Origin of the sequence: uncultured Methanobrevibacter sp. (genome assembly GCF_946184425.1) — an archaeon.
In the GTDB taxonomy this organism is placed as follows: domain Archaea; phylum Methanobacteriota; class Methanobacteria; order Methanobacteriales; family Methanobacteriaceae; genus Methanocatella.
The window spans coordinates 1-22,623 of the sequence record NZ_CAMHFP010000015.1; the positions used below are offsets into that span (position 1 = coordinate 1).

General features: G+C 31.9%; 26 protein-coding genes. 17 read left to right on the forward strand and 9 right to left on the reverse strand.

Annotated features, from left to right (window positions below):
* Window positions 1–59: 59 nt before the first annotated feature.
* Genes rnz through nadA form a run of 3 tightly spaced genes read left to right on the forward strand, consistent with a single transcriptional unit; the run spans window position 60 to window position 2,621 of the window.
* Window positions 60–953 (forward strand): ribonuclease Z, encoded by an 894-nt coding sequence (rnz, locus tag Q0P94_RS04535; RefSeq protein WP_295114217.1) that lies wholly within the window; start codon window positions 60–62, stop codon window positions 951–953.
* Between the two features lie 5 nt (window positions 954–958).
* Entirely contained in the window at window positions 959–1,726 is a 768-nt protein-coding gene (locus Q0P94_RS04540; protein ID WP_295114219.1) for a mechanosensitive ion channel family protein, read from the forward strand.
* Window positions 1,704–2,621, forward strand: coding sequence for a quinolinate synthase NadA (nadA, locus tag Q0P94_RS04545; RefSeq protein ID WP_295114221.1), 918 nt, complete (start codon window positions 1,704–1,706; stop codon window positions 2,619–2,621). The genes Q0P94_RS04540 and nadA overlap by 23 nt, the downstream gene beginning before the upstream one ends.
* A 23-nt stretch (window positions 2,622–2,644) precedes the next feature.
* Here nadA and Q0P94_RS04550 read toward each other — a convergent pair whose 3' ends face one another.
* From Q0P94_RS04550 to Q0P94_RS04560, 3 genes are all read right to left on the reverse strand, one after another.
* Window positions 2,645–3,646, reverse strand: a complete 1,002-nt coding sequence (locus Q0P94_RS04550) for a hypothetical protein (protein ID WP_295114223.1) — start codon at window positions 3,644–3,646, stop codon at window positions 2,645–2,647.
* 125 nt (window positions 3,647–3,771) lie between these two features.
* Entirely contained in the window at window positions 3,772–4,050 is a 279-nt protein-coding gene (locus tag Q0P94_RS04555; RefSeq protein ID WP_295114225.1) for a DUF5750 family protein, read from the reverse strand.
* Between the two features lie 4 nt (window positions 4,051–4,054).
* The gene (locus Q0P94_RS04560) at window positions 4,055–5,059 is read right to left on the reverse strand and encodes an alpha/beta fold hydrolase (protein ID WP_295114227.1); all 1,005 of its coding nucleotides are present in this window, start codon (window positions 5,057–5,059) and stop codon (window positions 4,055–4,057) included.
* A gap of 67 nt (window positions 5,060–5,126) precedes the next feature.
* Between Q0P94_RS04560 and nucS the strand changes: the two genes are divergently transcribed.
* Window positions 5,127–5,909 (forward strand): endonuclease NucS, encoded by a 783-nt coding sequence (gene nucS, locus Q0P94_RS04565; RefSeq protein WP_295114294.1) that lies wholly within the window; start codon window positions 5,127–5,129, stop codon window positions 5,907–5,909.
* Here the strand turns inward: nucS and Q0P94_RS04570 are convergent.
* On the reverse strand, window positions 5,906–6,385 hold the full coding sequence (locus Q0P94_RS04570) for a hypothetical protein (RefSeq protein WP_295114229.1): 480 nt from the start codon (window positions 6,383–6,385) through the stop codon (window positions 5,906–5,908). The genes nucS and Q0P94_RS04570 overlap by 4 nt on opposite strands.
* A gap of 83 nt (window positions 6,386–6,468) precedes the next feature.
* On the opposite strand from Q0P94_RS04570, the gene Q0P94_RS04575 reads away from it, so the two are divergent.
* Window positions 6,469–7,167 (forward strand): zinc ribbon domain-containing protein, encoded by a 699-nt coding sequence (locus Q0P94_RS04575; protein ID WP_295114231.1) that lies wholly within the window; start codon window positions 6,469–6,471, stop codon window positions 7,165–7,167.
* 45 nt (window positions 7,168–7,212) lie between these two features.
* On the forward strand, window positions 7,213–8,040 hold the full coding sequence (locus Q0P94_RS04580) for a carbon-nitrogen hydrolase family protein (RefSeq protein WP_295114233.1): 828 nt from the start codon (window positions 7,213–7,215) through the stop codon (window positions 8,038–8,040).
* Here Q0P94_RS04580 and Q0P94_RS04585 read toward each other — a convergent pair whose 3' ends face one another.
* Both Q0P94_RS04585 and Q0P94_RS04590 read right to left on the reverse strand, forming a co-directional pair.
* Window positions 8,041–8,889, reverse strand: coding sequence for a HEAT repeat domain-containing protein (locus Q0P94_RS04585; protein ID WP_295114235.1), 849 nt, complete (start codon window positions 8,887–8,889; stop codon window positions 8,041–8,043). It lies immediately after the preceding gene.
* A 151-nt stretch (window positions 8,890–9,040) separates the two neighbouring features.
* A complete protein-coding gene (locus Q0P94_RS04590; protein WP_292745277.1) occupies window positions 9,041–9,811 on the reverse strand; it encodes an SDR family NAD(P)-dependent oxidoreductase in 771 nt (256 codons plus the stop codon).
* A gap of 274 nt (window positions 9,812–10,085) precedes the next feature.
* Here Q0P94_RS04590 and Q0P94_RS04595 point away from each other — a divergent pair, with 274 nt between their 5' ends.
* The 3 genes from Q0P94_RS04595 (at window position 10,086) to Q0P94_RS04605 (ending at window position 13,589) form a co-directional block, all read left to right on the forward strand.
* On the forward strand, window positions 10,086–12,683 hold the full coding sequence (locus Q0P94_RS04595; protein WP_295114237.1) for an ATP-dependent helicase: 2,598 nt from the start codon (window positions 10,086–10,088) through the stop codon (window positions 12,681–12,683).
* A 66-nt stretch (window positions 12,684–12,749) separates the two neighbouring features.
* Complete coding sequence (locus tag Q0P94_RS04600; protein ID WP_295114239.1) at window positions 12,750–13,118, forward strand: DUF5518 domain-containing protein; 369 nt, start codon at window positions 12,750–12,752, stop codon at window positions 13,116–13,118.
* Between the two features lie 18 nt (window positions 13,119–13,136).
* Window positions 13,137–13,589, forward strand: coding sequence for a hypothetical protein (locus Q0P94_RS04605; RefSeq protein ID WP_295114241.1), 453 nt, complete (start codon window positions 13,137–13,139; stop codon window positions 13,587–13,589).
* 16 nt (window positions 13,590–13,605) lie between these two features.
* On the opposite strand, the gene Q0P94_RS04610 is transcribed toward Q0P94_RS04605, so the two are convergent.
* Entirely contained in the window at window positions 13,606–14,697 is a 1,092-nt protein-coding gene (locus Q0P94_RS04610; protein ID WP_295114243.1) for a formate--phosphoribosylaminoimidazolecarboxamide ligase, read from the reverse strand.
* 156 nt (window positions 14,698–14,853) lie between these two features.
* Between Q0P94_RS04610 and Q0P94_RS04615 the strand changes: the two genes are divergently transcribed.
* Together Q0P94_RS04615 and Q0P94_RS04620 are read left to right on the forward strand one after the other, a co-directional pair.
* The gene (locus Q0P94_RS04615; protein ID WP_295114245.1) at window positions 14,854–15,384 is read left to right on the forward strand and encodes a metallophosphoesterase; all 531 of its coding nucleotides are present in this window, start codon (window positions 14,854–14,856) and stop codon (window positions 15,382–15,384) included.
* Between the two features lies 1 nt (window position 15,385).
* Window positions 15,386–16,015 (forward strand): RlmE family RNA methyltransferase, encoded by a 630-nt coding sequence (locus tag Q0P94_RS04620; RefSeq protein WP_295114247.1) that lies wholly within the window; start codon window positions 15,386–15,388, stop codon window positions 16,013–16,015.
* Here the strand turns inward: Q0P94_RS04620 and Q0P94_RS04625 are convergent.
* Window positions 16,012–16,431: a hypothetical protein gene (locus Q0P94_RS04625; RefSeq protein ID WP_295114249.1), complete on the reverse strand. Its 420-nt coding sequence runs from the start codon at window positions 16,429–16,431 to the stop codon at window positions 16,012–16,014. The genes Q0P94_RS04620 and Q0P94_RS04625 overlap by 4 nt on opposite strands.
* Before the next feature lie 139 nt (window positions 16,432–16,570).
* Here Q0P94_RS04625 and mcm point away from each other — a divergent pair, with 139 nt between their 5' ends.
* The 6 genes from mcm (at window position 16,571) to Q0P94_RS04655 (ending at window position 21,843) form a co-directional block, all read left to right on the forward strand.
* On the forward strand, window positions 16,571–18,577 hold the full coding sequence (mcm, locus tag Q0P94_RS04630) for a minichromosome maintenance protein MCM (RefSeq protein WP_295114251.1): 2,007 nt from the start codon (window positions 16,571–16,573) through the stop codon (window positions 18,575–18,577).
* A 123-nt stretch (window positions 18,578–18,700) separates the two neighbouring features.
* The gene (locus Q0P94_RS04635; RefSeq protein WP_067040760.1) at window positions 18,701–19,108 is read left to right on the forward strand and encodes a translation initiation factor IF-2 subunit beta; all 408 of its coding nucleotides are present in this window, start codon (window positions 18,701–18,703) and stop codon (window positions 19,106–19,108) included.
* Between the two features lie 22 nt (window positions 19,109–19,130).
* Window positions 19,131–20,186, forward strand: a complete 1,056-nt coding sequence (locus tag Q0P94_RS04640; protein ID WP_367270201.1) for a 60S ribosomal export protein NMD3 — start codon at window positions 19,131–19,133, stop codon at window positions 20,184–20,186.
* A gap of 8 nt (window positions 20,187–20,194) precedes the next feature.
* Entirely contained in the window at window positions 20,195–21,157 is a 963-nt protein-coding gene (locus Q0P94_RS04645) for a tyrosine--tRNA ligase (RefSeq protein ID WP_295114256.1), read from the forward strand.
* Window positions 21,157–21,369: a hypothetical protein gene (locus tag Q0P94_RS04650; protein ID WP_295114258.1), complete on the forward strand. Its 213-nt coding sequence runs from the start codon at window positions 21,157–21,159 to the stop codon at window positions 21,367–21,369. Before Q0P94_RS04645 ends, Q0P94_RS04650 begins: the two co-directional genes overlap by 1 nt.
* A 48-nt stretch (window positions 21,370–21,417) precedes the next feature.
* Window positions 21,418–21,843: a hypothetical protein gene (locus tag Q0P94_RS04655; protein ID WP_295114296.1), complete on the forward strand. Its 426-nt coding sequence runs from the start codon at window positions 21,418–21,420 to the stop codon at window positions 21,841–21,843.
* Between the two features lie 124 nt (window positions 21,844–21,967).
* Here the strand turns inward: Q0P94_RS04655 and tmk are convergent, their stop codons facing one another.
* A complete protein-coding gene (tmk, locus tag Q0P94_RS04660; RefSeq protein ID WP_295114260.1) occupies window positions 21,968–22,546 on the reverse strand; it encodes a dTMP kinase in 579 nt (192 codons plus the stop codon).
* Window positions 22,547–22,623: the final 77 nt, after the last annotated feature.

Genomic DNA, 22,623 nt, shown 5'->3' on the forward strand with positions numbered 1-22,623 from the left:
CTAAAATTTAATAATTATTAAAATATATATTATTTTTATAATATAAAATAAGTGATTAAATGGAGATAACATTTTTAGGAACTTCATCAGCAGTTCATTCATATGAAAGAAATCATCCTTCAATAGTGATAAAGGCATTTGGAGAGGTGATGATGTTTGATTGTGGTGAAGGAACACAAAGACAATTAATATATGCAAAAATAAGCCCCATGAAAATATCTAAAATATTTATCACCCACTACCACGGAGATCACATTTTAGGACTTCCAGGATTATTGCAATCCATGAATTTCAGAGGAAGAGAAAAAAAATTAACAATATACGGGCCAAAAGGTTTGAATAAAGTTATTAATGCAATTTACAACTTAGGCTTTACAAAAATAGATTTCCCAATTGAATTTATCGAAATTGGTAGTGAAATCGTTGAAAAAACAAAAGAATATATCATAAAATCCCAAGAAGTAAAGCATCAGGTTCCTAGCTTAGCATACTCCATAGAAGAACTGAAAAAACCAAGATTTTTAAGAGAAAAAGCTATTGAACTGGGTGTTCCAGTAGGTCCTGACTTTGGAAGACTACATAACGGTGAAGAAGTTGAAATTAATGGTAAAATCATAAAACCAGAACAAGTTTTGGGTCCTCCACGGAAAGGCAGAAAAATAACTTATTCTGGAGACTCCGCACCATGTGAAGAAATGATTGAGCTAGCGCAGGATTCAACAGTATTAATTCATGAATCAACTTATGTTAACGAAGATAAAGATAAAGCTGAAGAACATTTTCATTCCACATCAAGTGATGCCGCCTGCATAGCTAAAGAGTCAAATAGTAAAAGATTAATCTTAACCCATTTCAGTACCAGATATCAAAATACTGACCAATTGTTAAATGAAGCTCGAAAAATTTTTGACAAAACTGAAACAGCTGAAGATTTAAAAAAAATTGAATTGTGATAGAAATGAATATACCGACAATTGATAATCCGATGATAGTTCTTGTATCAATTTTAATCATCATACTAATTACTTCAATTATTACCCGCCTTGTCGCTTTTTTAATGAATAGAATGGAACGATTTAAAAAAGACATGACCGCAGTTTATCTTATACGGGACATAATTAACTATATAATATATTTCATTGCATTGATGATAATTTTACAGTTCTTCGGAATTAATCTTGCAGGAACATTATTGAGTTTAGGAATTATAGGTATTGCGGTGAGTTTTGCTGCAAAAGACATAATTTCAAATCTGTTTTCTGGAATAATATTAATCATAAGAAAAAGTATCAAAGTTGGAGATACGATTGAAATAAACAATAAAAAAGGATATGTAAAAAGAATTTCCCTTAGGTCAACTCTTATTATTGATGATTTGGGTGTTAAGATACATGTTCCGAATTCAACATTAACCAACAATTCATATTTACAATTCAAACCTCCTGAAAAATACAGAGTAGATATACTTGCAGGAGTGCCATTGAATATAGACATAGAAAAATTTAAAGAATACATAATACAGAAAATAGGTAATTATGATGGAGTTTCTGAAAATCCTAAACCTAATGTGTTTTCAAAAGGAATAACATTTGAAGAAACACAACTCAAAGTATCATTTTGGGTAAAAGACTTTAATAGTAAAGACGACTATAAATTAATTATTACTAATGAAATTAGAAAGTATGTAGAAATGGGTGAAAAAAATGAACAGTTCTCTTCAAGATGAAATATTAAAATTAAAAGAAGAAAAAAATGCAATAATTCTTGCACACAATTATCAGCCGAAAGAAATTCAGGAAATTGCTGATTTTTTAGGAGATTCCTTAGAATTATGTATTAAAGCTTCTGAAATTGACGATAAAGATTTAGTTGTATTTTGTGGTGTGGACTTTATGGCTGAAACTGCATTTATACTAAATCCCGACAAAAAAATAGTCATACCAACTCTAGAAGCAGAATGCCCGATGGCACATATGTTACCTGAAGAAGAACTTTTAAAAGCTAAAGAGGAACATCCTGATGCCGGCGTTATCCTTTATGTCAATAGTATTGCAGAAGCAAAACAACATGCCGATACATTATGTACTTCAGCAAATGCAGTAAAAGTAGCTGAAAGTTTAAAACAAGAAAAAATATTATTTGGACCTGACAACAATTTAGGAAACCATGTATCTCAAAAAATTGATAAAAAAATAATACCTGTTCCTAAAGGCGGACATTGTTATGTTCACAAACTGTTCCATGTTGAAGATGTTGAACTTAAAAGACAACAACACCCAAATGCAGAAATTATCTGTCACCCTGAATGTAACATTGAAGTTCAGGAAGCATGTGATCAAGTCATGTCCACTGGAGGAATGTTAAGATACATTGCTGAAAGTGATAAAGAAGAATTTGTACTCGGAACCGAAATTGATATGATTACAAGAATCAATTTAGAAGTTGAAGGGAAAAAATTATATCCTCTACTTGAAGGAGCAATCTGTGAAACTATGAAACTGCATACATTAGAAAAAGTAAGAGATTCACTTATTAATGAAGCTCCTCAAATTACATTACCTAAAGATGTTGCTGAAAAATCCTTAAAAGCAGTACAACACATGCTTGATGCATCAAAATAGCTAGTTTTACTAGCTAAACTTTTTTATTTTTTAAATTGTTCCAAAAATGGACTTAAAGTTTCAATAAATTTAGCATAATCAATATTATTAAGATTATCAATGTGCAAATCAAACAGATATAACTCACAATCATTAATCAGTTCCTTCAAAGGTAGTGTGTCAAATTCTGGTGAGAAATACAAATCATCTGTCGGACTTATCACCAACGTTTTGGCTTGAATATCAGACAATTTATCTTCCACATCATAACCTAAGATAGAATCATTTTGGAATTTGAAATCGTAAATATCAATGAATAAACCATCATCAACATATTCATCCATTAAAACATCTATCTCATCATTAGACATTCCCTGAAAAATCCGTCTAGAAAAATAATTTGAATAGAGTATCTTATTTATAGAAACCATTGTTTTTGATAATGATTCACTGTAAACATCAGAATAGAAATTATCACTGGCTTCAATTACGCTTTCTATCCCTCTTGCAACCACATATCGATAACCGTTAGTTTTAAAGGAACTACTAAGAACTATTATAAATTCCATATCTTCAGAATACTCACAAGCCCAAGTATATGCTTCATATCCTCCCAATCCTCTTCCAACAATCCCTAAAACTTGATTAGAACCAAATTTTTCTTTAATGAATTGTCTTTTAAAATTAACCTTATCTTTAAAGGAATATTTCGGAAAGTTATATCTCAAATTAGTGGATGAAGGACTACACGAACCAGGAACGCCCAAGGAAGTTATTGAGACAAAAAAATATTCATTAAAATCAAAAGGTTTACCTTCTGCGGTTAATTGAGAAAAACCATCAATGGAAAAGGAACTTCCATCATAATTATGACAAAAAATAACCATATTTTCAATATTTCCATCTTTATCATACTTAGGAGCGCCTTTTACAACATATTCCACTTCTACATTCTCTAGAATTTTACCATTCTCAAATTCGAATTTTTCAAGAGAATCCTTGGAATACTCATAAACAATATTAGGATTATTTAAAATAGAAATCACCTTTTGGCAATTATTATATTATAATATTAATTTTTGATAAATATATAAAGGTTACTGGAAAAAAAATTTAACTGTTTAAATAATTAAAAAAAGTTAAAAAAAAAAAATAACTTTTAAAAATTATATCATTGCATATCTTCCAAAAAACTGGAAAGAAAAACATTCATCTCAATCTCTTCACGGGAAATAAAATCATCTATCCTGATTTTTGCAACATCACTCTGGAATGGATATAATTCATCATCAAAATACATTTTTATTTTGAGAAATTCATCTTCTATTTTAGTCTCTTCAACCAAATTATCATCCAAATAGTTCATCTGATTTTCAGACAATCCAAAAACATTGTATTCAATGAACTTTTTATCTTCGAAAACACCATAATCAGATATTTTTACATCCATATTATCACTCAAAATTTTTCATGAACACTTTTAGTTCATCAGAAATAGTTTCAATTTCGTTGAAACATAAGTGCCCCAATTGGGAATCCATAACAATCAATTGAGAATCATCAATCTTTTCAGACATTGGAATACCATCAAGTTCCGGAGGAAAATGAGGGTCCTGCTTGCATGAGATTATTAATACCTTAGATTTGATTTTATTCAAATCATTTTCGACATCATAATTCATACAGGATTCATTGCAGTATTTTACATCATAAATATCTACATTAATGCTTTCATTACCAAAGTTTTCAAATTCACTCCTTAATTCATCATTGGACATTGCACGTAATGCCTCCTTGGAGAGACCAAAATTGAATTCAGCAAGATTAGCCAATCTTAAAGTTCTAATCAATGAATAAGTCATCTCCCCTTTATTGTAATCAGGATCAGATTCTATAATTTCATTTACAAATCTGGAAAGGATATAATCATGACCAGCAACCTTATAGCTGCTTACACCACAAATGATAAAATCTGCAAAATCAGGACTTTCAATAGCTTGGGTTAAACTGACAAATCCACCCATTGAATTACCAATCATTCCCAAAACATGAGTTATATTGAATTTTTTCAATAAAAATTGTTTTTGAAAATTAGCCACATCCTTAATCGAATATTTTGGAAATTTATTTTTTAAACCAGTAGATGAGGGAGAACAAGACCCTGGAGAACCTAATGCAGACATACAAATGAAAAAGTATTTGTTTTCATCAAAAGGACCGTCTTCACCGACTAACGGAATGATTTTTTTCATTGACGAGAAATTGCCCAAAGAACCATGACAATACACAATTGCATTTTCAATTACTCCTTTTTTATCATATTTTGGAGTTCCGAAAGTCATATATTCAACAGAAACATCATTGAGAACTTTTCCGTTTTCGAATTCGAATGAATCCAATGTGAAAAATTCATTTTTATCATCAAAATAATCTTCATCGTAAATTTCAATCCCAACCATAGTAAATTATATTTAATGTTACTATAAAAAACAAATTATTTAAATTAATCTAAACAATGTTATTGTGATGAAATATAAAATTTTAGAAAAACCTAATTGCAAAGATGCTTACGATTTAGTTCAGGAAGCTTTGCGTAAAAGAGCAACAATACTGATTTTTGCATGTTGCAAAGTCAATTATGAAGGACGTGCATTAAGTGAACTCAATTGGGGAGAACGTATAATTATGATTAAACCCGATGGAGCATTTTTAATTCACCAGGAAAAAAAGGTTGAACCTGTGAACTGGCAACCTCCGAAATCAAAAACAAGAAGTTACATTAAAAACGATAATCTTTTCCTGGAAAGTCACAGAAGAACACCAAAAGAATTATTGACTGTTGAAATAAGAAAAATCCAATTTATCAACTATGCCAATATGGAAGACTTTGAAGAACTTGAGCAAGCAGGATATGAAAAGGACATGAGTGACATGATTATGGAAAAACCCCACATGATTGAAGAGGGTTTCACTCCAACAGCCCGAGAGTATAGTGTAGAGCATGGATTTATTGATATTTTAGGAAAAGATAAAAACAATAATCTAATGGTTTTGGAACTAAAAGCACGTAAAGCAGGAGTAAGTGCAGTAAAACAACTTCGAAGATATCTTCAAGATTTAGAAAATACTGAAAACGATTACCTTAAAGAATGTAAAGCTCAAAAGAAAAAAATCAGAGGCCTTCTTGTTGCTCCATCAATAATGGATGATGCTCAAGAACTTATTGAAGAAGAAGGGATTGAATTTGTATCAATCGAACCTCCTCGTGAATTAAAACGAGACAAGAAAATAACATTAGATGCATTTTAACTTAATGCATCTTCAATTCTTTTCATTTCATCAAAATAAAATTTTTTTGTGAATTTATTTGCAGGAATAGAATTGGTCACATGACACTCTTTTTCAAGTTTATATATGAGATAATCTTCAGTTTCTAAAGGAATTGTACCATCTTCATCCAATAATTCGAGATTTTCTAATTCTTTCAGGATATCATCATATTCCTTTTGTTCAAGGGAAATAACATCTTCCAAATCCATATCCTGAACTTTAGGATTTAATTGTAATGCAATAGCAACAAAACCATTAACCTCTTTGTCGGAAATTTCAAACTTAGAATTTCTTATTTCTTCCATGGAAAATTTAACATGAGTTAATGTGTTTTCTGTTACTGGAATTTCTCTTGAAAGGCCAATTTGATTTATTTCATAATGATTTTTCCAGTCCCCTATTTTATAAACTGCATAATTCATATCATCAATATTAATAATTTCATCACTTGCCATTTTATCACATTTATAAATATCTTTTTATATAAATAAAAACATTATTATTAATATATAATGTTAAATTAAATGGAGGTTGAGCTGTGAAAAAATGTCCTGAATGTGGAAATCCCAGTTATGATGGTGCTCCGGTTTGTGGAAATTGTGGATATAAATTTCCAAAACCAAAAGTTATAGTTCCTAAAGAAGAAAGTATCTTTGAAAAGCAACCAAAACCAAAAAAACCTTCCTCAGGCGAAAGTACAGTTAATATATTAAAAGAAAAGAAACTTATTATCGGTGCAATAGTTTTAATAACATTAATTGTAATCTGCGGAATTGTTTTAACTGGACCACATAATAACAATAACACTTCACTAACAAATAATAATTTAGTTAAAGTTAGCGAAGGTGCATTTTCATTCGAATATCCAAGCAATTGGGAAGTAATAAATGGAAGCGATGCAGACCACACTAATGCAAAATTCTTTAAAAATACAAATAATACCATTATAGAATATTATAACAGTACAATGGAATCAACATCACTTAAAGAGATAACCCAAGACAGAATTAGTTATGCACAGAATAATGATTCTTATGTAGAACTTGTTGAAACTATCACATTAGATGGTAGAAACGCTTCAAATGTCATTTTAGAAAATAATGACGGCAACTACACAAGATTTGTTTCAATGTTTAGTGATGGAAAATTATATGTATTTAAAATTAGTGGCGAATCAATTAACTCTGTAACTTCAGAGGATATAACTGCAATGATAAATACAGCAGATATTACTTAAGTATGATTAATTTCATACTCTATTTTTTATTTTTTAAGTGTTAATATGACCAAAATTAAAATTGCCCTTTGTCAAATGAATGTAATTGATGGCAAAGAGAAAAATTTAAAAAAAGCTGAATTAATGATTAATAAAGCCGTTGACAAAAATTCAGATTTTATAGTTTTACCCGAAATGTTTAACTGCCCATATTCTAATGATAAATTCATAGAATACTGCGAAAATGAAAAAACAAGCAAAACCCTCTTTAAAATATCTGAACTGTCATCCAAAAATAATGTTTACATTCTTGCAGGATCCATTCCAGAAAAAGAAAAAGGTAAACTGTACAACACAAGTTATCTTTTTGACAGAAACGGTAAAATCATAGCTAAACACCGAAAAATGCATCTTTTTGACATTGACGTGAAAGGAAAAATATCTTTTAGGGAATCTGATGTTTTAACAGCTGGAAATAATATAACAGTTGTTGATACTGAATTCGGTAAAATCGGAATTGGAATCTGCTATGATATTCGCTTTCCAGAACTTGCCAGATTGATGACCCTCAAAGGTGCTTCAATACTGTTTTATCCAGGAGCATTTAATATGACCACAGGTCCAGCACACTGGGAATTACTGTTCCGTTCAAGAGCATTAGACAATCAGGTATATTGTATAGGTGTCGCACCTGCTTTAAACATGAATGCAAGTTATCATAGCTTTGGACATTCAATTATCACAAACCCATGGGGAGAAATAATTGCTGAAGCAAGTGAAAAAGAAGAATTGATAATCTCTGAAATAAATTTAAACGAAATAAAAAAAATTAGAGAAGAACTTCCACTTTTAAAAAATAAAAGAGAAGATCTTTATGAAATTATTGAAAAATAACTATTTCAATTTAGCCAGTCTTTTTTCAAAATAAGACAACTTTTTATCATTATCTTTAAAGACATCACAAGCGGTTTCTATGACTCTAACTTCATTATCATAGTCATTAGCTTTCCTATATAAAACACATAATCTTTTATATGGGGCATCTTTAGCTTGTTTTGATTCAACATAACGTTCATATTCTTTTATAGCCTTTTGAACATTAGTTTTTTCCATTTCCTTTATAGTACTCATAGGAATAACTTTTACAATGGACTCCCCTGATGCCTTAGCTTTTTGTCTTTTTTGCGCTTTTTTGATTGCTTTATTGCATGATTTTTTGAAGTCTTTATCATCTTCTGTTTTTCGAATATCTTTAATTAATTTAATTGATTCATCAGTGGCTAAGTCACCTAATGCTTGAATAGCAGCTAATTTTACACCCCAATCTTCATCTTCAAGACATTTAGCAATGGCATCTATTTGATCTTCAGCCTGAAGTTCACCTAAAGCACGTACGGCAACTTTTCTAACACCAAAATCATCATCATCAATTGCTTCTACAAAGTAAGGAATAACTTTTTTATCTTCTGTTTCTTTTAGTGCAAAAGCAATGAAACGTTTGTCCTTACCTTCAGCATTATTAAATGCATCAATTAATTTATCTACAGCCACATCACCCATATTCCCTAATATTTCAGCAGCTTTGAATCTAACTTGAGCATTATCATCAGTTGTTGCTTTAATTAATGGTTCAATAGCTTCTTCATCAGTTATTCCAACCAATGATTCAATAGCTTCTTTTCTGACTTTAACATCATCATTTGATAGATTGTTAATGGATTCTTCAAAACTTAAATTTGACATGATAATAAATTAGATTTTAGGAATATATAAATTTTTGATAAATTTATGAGAATTATAAAAAAAGTTTATAGAAAAAATGATTTCAAACTAAACAATAAATATTTGATAGTTAAAAAAAGAAAAATAAAATTGAAAAAAAGAATTTTTCAATTTAAATACAAGTATATCCACCATCAACAGCGATAGCTTGACCAGTTACATAACTGGATTTTGGTGAAGCTAAGTATACAACTGTAGAATCTAATTCTCCGTCGACACCGGATCTTCCAACAGGCACTACAGTTTTAGTGTAAGCTTTGTATTCATCATTGTCAATGGTTGAACGTGTGAGTTCAGTTGGGAAAGTACCAGGACAGATTGCATTTACAGTAATGTTGTATTTTGCCCATTCAGCCGCTAATTGTCTGGTAAGGTTTACAACTCCACCTTTTGCTGCTGCATATGGGGAGGTTGGTGTTGCCATAGTTCCGACTAAACCAAACATTGATGCAGTGTTGATGATTCTTCCGTATTTTTGTGGAATCATTGCTTCACGTGCAACTGCTCTAGACATTTTGAATGTACCAGTAAGGTCAACATCTACAGTTTTGTTCCATTCGTCATCAGTTAATAATTCTGCTTCTTTTGTTGCTCCATATCCTGCATTGTTGTGGAGGATATCAATTCTTCCAAAGTGGTCCATGACTTCTTTTACACAGTTTTCAACACTTTCAGTATCTGTAACATCACAAACTACACCAATGCAGTCTACGCCGAGTTCTTTGATTTCTTCTGCAACTTGGTCTAATCTTTCTTTCCTCCTTCCAGTAACCACAATGTTAGCACCATATCTTGCATATGCTTTTGCCATGTCTACACCAATACCAGAGGATGCTCCACTTACTAATGCTACTTGTCCAGATAAATTAAATAAATCATTCATTTTATTACCACCTAGGCATTATGCCTATGTTTAAATATATTACATTTTTCAGTATTTAAAAATTTTTATTTTGCAAAATTATAAAAAAATAGTGAAAAAAAATCAAAATATTGTAAAAAATATTATATAAACATAATCAATTGAACAAAGATATGGAAAAAAAATTTAGGTAAACTAAAAAAAATAACAAATAATTATCAAAAATACCAATAAATTTAATAAAAATTAAAAATTAAATTAAAAATATTAAATTAGTGAAAATGAGGAAACAATAATGATTGAAGAACAAATAAAAAGTTATTCAAAAAAACAAATCTACAAAATCCTGCACCCATGGGTTAAACAGTGGTTTGATTCAAAATTTGATGACTTTACACCAGCTCAAAAAAAATCAATCATTGATATCCACAAAAAAAACAACATCCTCATTTCATCACCAACAGGGTCCGGTAAAACATTGACCGCATTTTTATCAGTGATAAGTGAATTGACAACACTTGCCGAGAAAGGCAAATTGGAAGATAAAGTTTATTGTATTTACATTTCACCCCTAAAAGCTCTGGACAACGATATTGAAAAAAACCTGGATGAACCTTTAGATGGAATAAAAAAAATAGCTGGAAAAGATTTGGGAATTAGAAAAGCCGTGCGTACAGGTGACACAACCCAATACCAAAGACAAAAAATGCTTAAAAAACCACCACATATTCTAATAACAACTCCCGAAACACTGTCAATATTGCTGGTGGCTCCAAAATTTAGAGAAAAATTAAGCAATGTAAACTATGTTATCATTGATGAAATTCATTCACTGGCCGAAAATAAAAGAGGAGTGCATTTAAGTTTATCTCTTGAAAGATTACAGCATCTGATAGGACAATTTACAAGAATAGGATTATCAGCAACTGTAAGTCCTATTGATGAAGTGGCCAAATTTCTTGTAGGATATGAATATGGTATTGAAAGAAACTGCAAAATAGTAAATATAAACTATTTAAAAGAGCTTGACATGGAAGTAATGTGTCCTGTCAGCGATATTGTTCTTGCTGACGATGAAGACACAAGACTTGGAACATATGACCTGTTGGATGACCTTATTCAGGAAAATAAAACAACATTAATATTTACAAATACACGAAGCGGAACTGAACGGTTTGTCTATAATCTAAAGAAAATGTATCCAATGAATTACAACGATTCAAATATAATGGCACACCACTCATCACTTTCAAAGGAGGTGCGTCTTGAAACCGAAAATAAACTAAAGGAAGGAAAACTCAAGGCTGTTGTTTCATCAACATCGCTTGAACTCGGAATAGATATTGGATACATTGATTTGGTAGTGCTCATAAATTCGCCGAAATCCGTTGCAAGAGCCCTTCAAAGAATTGGAAGAAGTGGACATAGATTGCATGAAAAGTCAAGGGGAAAAATCATCGTAACAGACCGTGACGATTTGGTTGAATGTTCAATTTTGCTCAAAAATGCTAAAGAAGGAAAAATAGATAGAATAAGTATACCAACCAATTGTTTGGACGTACTGGCTCAACATATTTATGGAATGAGTATTGAAAATCCATGGGATATTGATTATGCCTACGAAGTAATTAAAAAGAGCTATTGCTATAAAGACCTGACACGGGACGATTATGAAGATATCTTAAGTTATATGGCTGGAGAATATCCCGAACTTGAAGAAAGGTATGTTTATGCAAAAATTTGGATTGATTACAAGAACAATACTTTCGGAAAACGTGGAAAACTGGCCAGAATGCTTTATTCAACAAATATTGGTACAATACCTGATAGCTCCGGTGTTTTAGTTAAATGCGATGGAGAAACCATAGGGAGAATTGAGGAAGACTTTATGGAAAGGCTTAAAAAAGGAGACACATTCGTTTTAGGAGGTAATACATACAGATTCAATTATGGAAAAGGAATGACAATTAATGTGACTCCCGCCATGGGGCCGCCGACAATACCTTCCTGGTTTTCACAACAATTGCCATTATCCTTTGATTTGGCAATGGATATTCAAAGATTCAGGGCACATATGGATGTTAAATTCAGATACAGAAGAAGTAAAGAAGAAATAATGGAATTTATACACGAATATCTATATGTTGATGATTTTGCAGCAAATTCAATATATGAATACTTTCTGGAACAATTCAAGTATGCAAAAATACCAAGCAACCAACTCCTGCTTATTGAATACTACAAGGGATTTGGAGGCAGACGTTTTGTAATATTCCATTCATTATTTGGAAGAAAAGTTAATGACGCACTTTCAAGAGCCATTGCATATATTGTAGCTAAAAGATACAATATCAATGTCACCATTTCAATATCAGACAACGGATTTTATTTAAGTTCAGACGGTAAAATTGGAGGTTTGGAGTCATTTAAAGAATTGACACCAGAAAACTTCGAGAATATCCTCTCCCAATCACTGAATAAAACAGAAACACTGGCTTCAAGGTTTAGGCATTGCGCAGGAAGGTCATTAATGACACTGAGAAGGTATAAAGGAGAATCCAAATCAGTGGGACGGCAGCAAGTAAGGGGAAAAATATTATTAAAGTTCGTGCAGGAGATGGATGAAAATTTCTCAATTTTAAAAGAAGCCCGAAGAGAAGCATTAGAGGACTATATGGATGTAAAAAATGCTTTAAAAATAATTGAATGGGTTTCCTCAGAACAAATGGAAGTTAAAACTATAAATACTGTTATACCAAGCCCCTTTGCATTTAATTTAATCTCACAAGGATATTTAGATGTCCTGAATCAGAACGATAAGGCGGAATTTACAAAAAGAATGCATCAGGCAATTTTAGACCAAATTAAAGATAAACTAAAAGACATCTATTAAACATTAAAACTAAAATAATTAAATACTTTATTAACAATATAAAATATTGAATGAAAGGTGATAATCATGACAAAATGGAAAGCAGTTATTATAGGTTTTATATTATCTGTAATTGTTAAATCATTTTTTGGACATTATGATTTTGTAGGATTATTGATTGTCGGATTCATTACCGGATACATTGCACATAATGGAGCACTTAACGGAATGTGGAATGCAGCCCTTGCCGGCGCATTAGGTACAGTAATCTGCGCAATACTATTTATAATATCTACAACAATAGGAGGAAGTTTTTTTGGATTATTCGGAGGACTTATAGGATTTACAACATCCGGACTCACAGGTATTTTTGCAGTTATTGAAAATTTAATCTATTATGCAATCGTCATGGGAATTACTGGAGCCATCGGAGGGGCAGTTGCTTCTAAAAAATAAGTTTTTGGAGAAAATAAAATGGAAATATTTAGCGATATCGACTTTAAATCATTAGTATTTGGAGCAGCAATAGCTGCTGCATTTGTAATATTGGGATCCATGTATAATGAGTTCATTTATGCATTTGCTTCAATTGGGTTTTTATATGTTGGATACAATGCACCAAATATAAAAACATCCGTAATACTAGGTGCAATTGCATCAACACCAGTAATGTATCTTGCATTGGACGGAATATTCAGAGAAATACCTCCAACCGAAGAAGGAAGAATGATAATGATTCTAGCAATTCTTCTTGTGGGTATACTTGTTGCAGTCATTGGCGCATGGGCAAAAAGAGACCGCGTGAAAGCAAAAGAAGAGTATGAAAAAAAGCAAAAAATCGGTAAAAATAAAAACAAAAACAAAAATGCAAAAGAACCACAAAATGAAAATAAAGGTCTTTTGAATAAAATTTTAAAAAAAGAATAAAAAAATAATAACTAAATTAGGTTATTATTTTTTCTAATTCATCTCTTTCTATACCACGTTTAATTTCTAAAGCAATTCTTCTACCCATACTCATTGGTTTACCATAGGTCAAGTAGGAGTAAGGAGAACCATCCATAAATGTATTTGTTCCACCGTCAGTTCTTGCACTGATTTCAAAACAAATTACTTCCAGATTATCATTTACTAAAGTTTGCATACAGAAAGGACCGTTTAATCCAGGAGCAACTAATTTTTTAGCACTTTCAGTTAATTTGTCTGCAATATCAAACACTTGTGGGAGCAAGGATTCACGAATTACAGCAGGGTGGTTACCTGTCACAACATAAGAAGGACTTAAATCAATGTCAAGTTGATCTTTTGCAGGCATTCTTACAAATCCATCAATACTGGATTCATATCTTGTATCCATACCCATTAATTCTACAGTGTCATCAAGTGCAGAGTAGAAATAGTGTATACAGTAATTACATCCGGAAACATATTCTTCAATGTGAGCAGCTTCAACATCACTGTCTTCTAACCATCCACGTGCTTTCATAGCTTCAATTTTAGAATTGAATTCTTCAGTAGATGAAGCTACAAAGTAACCTCTACCACCTCTAGCACCAGGGAATTTAACCATTACCGGCCTGTCAATATCTTCAGGACCATCATATTTGAAAGGTATCCTCACATCACCTTCAACAAGCAATGCTCTTTCTTTGTCCCTTTCCGCTTCCCATCTGAGAACATCCCTGTTTCCAAACATAGGCACATTAAATTTATCTTCAACATTGTCCAAACCAGCATATGCAACAAAAGATCCGTGAGGCACAACAATTGCATTCATGTCTCTGAGTTTTTGTTGAACATCTTCATTTACAATGTCTTTGAATTCATCGACAATAATATATTCATCAGCAACATTAAAACGTTGGTATGGAACTTCACGACCTTTTTGACATACTATAGCAGTTCTAAATCCTTCTTCTTTAGCACCTTGCAAAATATGTAAAGAAGTATGGCTTCCAAGAGTAGCTATTGTGATTTCACTTTTGTCATATTTAGCCAAAATATCTAAAATATCTTCCTTTTTTACTTCACCCATTTTATCTTCTCCTCAAAGAATGATATTATTATATTTAAATTTTAGAATTTATAATATTTTTTATCAAAGTTTTTTCCAATTGTAAAAAAAAATTTTAAAAAGGAGTAACAACAAATAATAAGACCATATTTTTATAGATTATATAAGGTTGAAAAAATGTTGATAGGATTGATTTCAGATACCCATATCCCAGATAGAGCTAAAGAAATACCTCAAAAAGTATTTGATGCATTTAGCGAAGTTGATTTGATTTTACATGCTGGTGATTTAACTTCACTTAAAGTGATTGAAGATTTGGAAAAAGTAGCCCCAGTAATGGCAGTGCAAGGAAATATGGACAGAGCAAAAGGAATTAATCTACCTACAGCAAAAGTTATAGAAGCCGAAGATTTGAAAATAGGCATCGTCCATGGTGAAGTCTACCCACGAGCAGACACACAGCAATTAGTATATATTGCTAAAGAATTGGATGTTGATATATTGGTAACAGGACATTCACATCAACCAAAAATCGAACAGAAAGACGGAGTATTGTTATTGAATCCCGGAAGCCCTATTGTCCCAAGGCTTGCCGATAGAACTGTGATGATACTTGAAATTCATAACAAGGAAGTTGATATAGAGATTATAAAAATTGGCGCTCCAGTATGCAGTGCACTTGATTTTGACAAATATAAGAGGAATTGAAATGGGAAGCAAATGGCAAATGGAAAAGCACAATGATCCATATTACAAAAAAGCTAAAAAAGAAGATTACCGTTCAAGAGCATCATATAAACTAAAACAGTTAGATAAAAAGTACAAAATTATTAAAGAAGGAAATACTGTTGTGGATTTGGGAGCAGCCCCTGGAGGATGGTCACAGGTTGCTCTAGAAAAGGTTGGAGAAGATGGAATTGTTGTGGGCGTTGACTTAAACAGATTCAAAAGATTCCATGAAGAAAACTACCATGGAATCCGAGGAGATTTTACAACACCAGAAGTTCAAGAAAAAATCATGACACTGATTGGAGGCAAAGCAAAAGTTGTAATGTCCGATGCATCGCCATCACTTTCAGGAATTAAAACTATCGACCAGTTAAGGTCCATTGATTTAGTAAACGTCGTAATCGAAATAGCTGAAAATATTCTTGAAGAAAAGGGAAATCTCGTCATGAAAGTATTTCAAGGCCCAGAATATAAAAACATGCTGGATTCACTAAAAGGAAAATTCAGACATGTGAGAACAACAAAACCTGCATCATCACGTAAAAAAAGTTCAGAAATGTATGTCGTCGGTTTGGAATATATGCCAAAAAAGAGAAAAAAAAGAAATTAAAGATTATTGTATGCATCATTAGCAGTTTGAAGTTCTTGTTTAGCGAAATCTATTCTACTATCAACTTCATTAGATGGTTTACCTGCATCTAAAGCACTTTGAACATTTTCTATAGCCGAATTTGCCCTAGATAACTCAATTCTTGCATCATTATAAATTTTGACTTCATCAGCCCCGCCAGCATAATATGTAGATTTAACATTATCGAACTTAATAGCTAAATCCGAATAAGATGATTTAAGTTCTGCGAGCTGATCATATTGAGTACCTGAAGATATTTCATCAGTAATACCCTCAGAAACCATACTATACCCTACATACGCTACAACAATAATTGTTGATACAATCATGATGATTCCAACAACAGAAATCAACATAGAAGTAGATTTAAATATGCTTAGTCTAGATTTCCTCATAATACCATCAAAATTAATTAAAATAATTTATATATCTATATTATAAATTTTAGTATTTAATGTTTACCAATTAGAAAAATTAGTTTTCAAATGCTCTATGCAATAATTTTTAAAGTATGAAAAAATAAAAATATAGATAATGAATTCCACTACTAAATCACAAACATCAATTGCAAAATTTGAAGAATTTTTTTCTACTTCATACAAGGACGATGTTTTTGAAATACTTGAAAAATATCCCGATGAAAGATCACTTAATGTAGATTACAATGCATTAGAAATATTTGATCCTGACTTGGCAGATTTATTAATAGATAAACCTGAAGAGGTTATTCAGGCAGCTCAAATTGCTATTAAAAACATAGACCCTCTTGTAAAGGATGCTGACATCCATATCAGGTTTGAAAATCTTTCTAATGTAATTCCTTTGAAAACATTATTGAGTAAATATATCGGTACCTTTGTTGCCGCTGACGGAATTGTAAGAAAGACTGATGAAATAAGGCCACGTATTGAAACTGGAGTATTTGAATGTAGAGGATGTATGAGATTGCATGAGGTTGAACAGACTTCAAGCAATACCATAATAGAACCATCACTTTGCAGTGAATGCGGAGGAAGATCTTTCAGATTGCTTCAAGAGGAATCAAAATACATAGACACACAGACCGCCAGAATGCAAGAGCCTTTAGAAAATTTATCTGGGGGAACTGAACCAAAACAAATGTTAATGGTTTTAGAAGATGATCTAGTAGATGAATTGAATCCAGGAGATAAAGTAAGAATAACTGGAACATTAAGAACATTTAGGGAAGAAAGAAGCGGTAAATTTAAAAATTACATTTATGTTAATCATATCGAGCCTTTAGAACAGGAATTTGAAGAGCTGCAACTATCAGAAGAAGATGAGGAAAAAATCATAGAACTATCAAAAGACCCTCACATTTATGACAAGATTATCAAATCCACAGCACCCTCAATCAGAGGATACAGAGATGTAAAAGAAGCAATTGCATTGCAGTTATTCGGTGGATCTGCAAAACAGCTTGAAGATGAAACAAAATTAAGGGGAGACATACACATCCTAATTGTAGGTGATCCCGGTATTGGTAAGTCTCAAATTTTGAAATATGTTTCAAGACTTGCTCCTAGAAGTATTTATACAAGTGGAAAAGGTACTACCGGAGCAGGATTAACTGCAGCTGCAGTAAGAGATGAACTTGGAGGATGGTCTCTTGAAGCAGGTGCATTGGTACTTGGGGACCAAGGTAATGTATGTGTTGACGAATTGGACAAAATGAGGTCTGAAGACAGATCTGCACTTCACGAAGCATTAGAACAACAAACAGTAAGTATTGCGAAAGCAGGAATTATGGCAACATTAAATTCAAGATGTTCCGTTCTTGCAGCTGCAAACCCTAAATTCGGAAGATTTGACAGATACAAAATACTTGCAGAACAAATCGACTTGCCTGCACCAATTATATCTCGTTTCGATTTAATCTTCGTGATTGAAGATAAACCAAGCAGAGAAGGAGATTCCAAATTAGCAGAACACATTTTGAAAATACACAAAGAAAATACAATCGATTATGAAATTGAACCTGAGCTGCTCAGAAAATATATTGCATACGCTCGTAAAACCGTTAACCCAACATTAACCGATGAAGCTAACGAAGTTTTAAGAGACTTTTACGTGAATACAAGGAACAGTAACCCTGAAGAACAAGGTGCAGTTCCAATTACTGCAAGACAATTAGAAGCCATCATTCGTCTGGCAGAAGCCAGCGCAAAGATTAAACTTAAAGAGACCGTAGATAAAGAAGATGCTAACAAAGCTGTAAGGTTACAAATGGCTTGTCTTAAAAAAGTAGGTATTGACCCTGAAACCGGTGAAATGGATATTGAGATAATGGAAGGAAGAACACCTAAATCAGACAGAGACAAGATTCAAAGAGTTACTGAAGAAATTGCCCTTCTTGAAGAAGAATATGCTGGATCAGCTCCATTAAATGTATTAATATCCAACATGAATGAGAAATTTGGAGTCAGTGAAGAAAAAGTGGAAAGCATTGTTCGTAATTTACAACAAAAAGGTGTCATTTACGAACCAGACACCGGCTACTTTAAGAGAGTGATGTCATAACTCTCATACTTTTTATTTTTTTAAATAAATTTACTTATTTTTTCAAAAATAACAATACATTAATAAAGGATTAAAATAAAATTTAATATATTATACTTATACTAATTTTCACGGAGAGATAATATGGATAAATACGAAGATTTATTAGAAAGAGCAATAGACCAATTACCTCCAGAAGTATTTGAACACAAAAGATTTAAAATTCCTAAAGCTTATTCAGATATCCAAGGTAATAGAACATTCATTAAAAACTTTAAAGATGTTGCAGAAGGTTTAAACAGAGACCCTCAGCACTTATTAAAATTTTTGATGAGAGAATTAGGTACTGCTGGAAATATTGAAGGTCAAAGAGCAATTTTGCAAGGTAAATTTACCCATTACCTAATCAATGAAAGAATTGAAGATTATGTAGACAAATATGTTATTTGTCATGAATGTAACAGACCAGATACAAGAATTATCAGAGAAGGTAGAATATTCTTACTTAAATGTGCTGCATGCGGTGCAACAGCACCTTTAAAATCATTATAATTTTACCTTTTTTACTTATTTTATCGATATCATGTTTTGTGTAGAGTGCGGAAGTACTGAAAAAAAGATGATAGGTAACATCTGTATAGACTGTTTTTTAAAAGATTTTCAGATGATTGAAATTCCAGAACGCATTGAAATTCAGATATGCAGTCATTGCAACAGTAAACTTGAAGAGGGAAAATGGAGTGAAGAAAATATTCCCGAAGAAGAAATCATTTACAGAGCACTTGAACGCAATATACAAATAGCTGACGAAGTTTCGAACGAAATTATCAACCTTGAAATTGACCAGATGAAAGGCACAATAGCAAGTTGTTATGTGGAAGTTGTGGGAGAAGTTTACGGTGAACAGATTGAAGAAACCCATGACACTGAAGTTAAAATATTGAAAACCGTTTGTCCAACATGCAGCAAACTGCAGGCAGGATACTATGAGTCAGTTATCCAATTTAGAGCAGACAACAGAGAAATAAAATCTGAAGAATATGCAAAAGCTGATGAAATTGTTGAGAGAACTCTAATCAAACAAAGTAAAAAAGACAAACTTGCGTATTGCCCCCAAATAGCTAAATTAAAAGAAGGATATGATTATTACATAGGTTCTTTAAAAACCGGGCGAAAAGTGGCTGATGCTCTGAAAGATGAATTCGGAGGAGTAATTAAAGAATCTCCCAGACTTATCAGTGAAGATAAATCTACAGGAAAAGGATTATATAGAATATGGATTTCAGTAAGAATCCCCGAATTCGAAATCGGAGACTTCATAAAATACGAAAATAAACTTTCCCAAGTAAAAGATATTGATAAAAATAGAATTATATGTATAGATATTGCAAAGGATAACAAACAATTCACAATTCCTTTAAAAAATATGGAAAACATTGAATTTGTTAAAAAGCAGGATGAAATTGAAACTACAACAATAATATCCAAATCTCCGAAAATGATTCAAATTCTAGATCCAAGTGACTATTCCGCAGTAGATTTGGAAATGAAAGAAGGATTTGAAGATTATGAAATTGGAGCAGAAATCAAACTCATTAAAATTGACAATTACATTTATTTAATAGACTAAGTGATAAAATGAATATTGAAGAAAAAATTCAATTAATTGAAGAAGGAACCTTAGAAGTTATAGACACAGAAGAATTGAAAGATGTTCTTGAAAAAGACCAACCTATAGCTTATACAGGTTATGAACCATCAGGTAAAATCCATTTAGGACATGCAGTAACAGTGCAAAAATTAAAGCAATTACAGAAATTAGGTTTTAAAATTAAAATCCTTCTTGCAGATTATCACGCATTTTTAAATGGAAAAGGAACCGTTGAAGAAATTGCAGAAACCGCAGAATACAATAAAAAATGTTTCCAAGCGTTAGGCCTTGACGAGACTACTGAATTTGTTTATGGTTCATCATTCCAATTAGAACCTGATTATACAGATAAAGTTTATAAATTAGCTACCATGACCACTTTAAAAAGAGCTAGAAGAAGTATGGATCAGGTAAGTCGTGCAGACGACAATCCGAAAGTAGCTAGTGTAATTTACCCTATCATGCAAACTGTTGACATGGCAGCACTTGAAGTTGATGTTGCCCTTGGAGGAATGGAACAACGAAAAATCCAAATGCTGGCACGTGAAAACTTAGAAAAAATTGGTGAAAATGTTCCCGTTTGTATCCACACCCCTTTATTGCATGGTCTTGACGGTGATGCTAAAATGTCTTCAAGCAAAGGAAATTACATTGCAGTTGATGATTCTGTTGAAGAAATCTCCAAAAAAATCAACAAAAGCTACTGCCCACAAGGTGAAGTTGAAGGCAATCCAATGATTGAAATTGCAGAAACTTTTGTATTCCCAAATCAAGATAAATTATTAATCAAAAGACCTGAAAAATTCGGCGGAGATATTGAACTTACACATGATGAATTAATTAAAGATTTCAGCGAAGGTAATTTACACCCAATGGATTTGAAAAATGGAATTAAAGACTTCCTAATTGAATTCTTTGAACCTGTAAGAAAATATATGGAGGAAAACTAATGGTTGAAGAAAAACAAGAATATGAAATGGGCATACCAAACGGTGTCGGTGAACAGATGCTTGCTCATGCATTCGAAAAATTCGATATTACATTAGAACAAACTGAATTTGGACCAAAAATAATTGGAGAATATGATGAGCTTGTAAAAGTTAGAGAATTCTTAGAAAATGCAATTCGTGAAAGATTAAAAGAATTAGAAGGAAATAAATAATTTCCTCCCATTTTTAATAATAAACTAAACACCATTTTATTTTAAACCATTCCACATTTTTTTAAAAAACAACGACTTTTAACATATATAACTAATTTTTTCATTGACAAATTTATGATGGATACCGCAGTAACCCCTTTAGGACAAGGCGCAGGTATTGCTGCTAGAACCTCATTTGCTGAAAAGGCTAAATGGGGATATCCAGTAGGATCAGGTATTCACAATGTACCATCCGCATGGGACTGGTTAAGAGAATATAAAAAAGCCGGACATAAAACAGCATTTACTGTTTGTGATATTGGAACAAACATCGTTCAGGCAATGTGTGCAGGAGACTTTGTTTTATTTGGACCTATTGAAAATGCAGATATTGCATTCCCTGCAGTAGCTCAAACTGACATGTTCATTTCAGAAGCTGCGAAACCATTAGGAACAGAACCTGTAGATTACCACCCTATGAATAAATTAGTATAATATCATTTGTTAATACATTTTCAAGCCTCTATGATGATTTGTTCTAAACAAATCTAAACATTAATCCAAAAATCCGAATTAGCACTGGGCTTTGAAACACGCTCAGTGCTATTAAAAAAAAAGATTATAAAATGCAATCAGGACAAATTCCAAGATATGGTGCAACCGCTTTTTTTATATCTGAAGACACCTTATTAACACCATTATTTGCATTAATGATTTCACAGGTGAAATCTTTAGATAACTTCAAATAATTTTCTTTAACACCAGTTAAAAAAGCTTCATTCTCAAATGTATCTTCACCAGAAGTTCGGGCAACTGATTTTTTAACATCCAAATCCAATAACAACAACAAATCAGGCTTTTTAGCATATTTATTTAGCACTTCAATCCATTCAGCAGGTTCCTGATAAGCCAGCGAAGATATGAATGACCTGTCAGAAATAAAAATTTTCGAATCATCACTTAACTTATCCATAATTAACATTCTGTCTGCTGCAAAAAGTAAACCCAATGTTTTTTGAAATTGTTCGCTGTTTGCATCAGGATGCTGTAAAAATTTACGAATTAATTTTCCAACTTCCGAATCAGTCGGCTCCACTAATGTTTCCACTCTAAACCCATTAGCTTCCAGCCATTCTTTTAACAGTTGAATTTGTGTGGATTTTCCGGCACCGTCAATTCCTTCAAAAACTATATACATAATTTATGATATGTTTAATTTAATATATAATCAATTCTAAAAATATAAATGAATAGATTGTTAAGGTGTAATAAAAA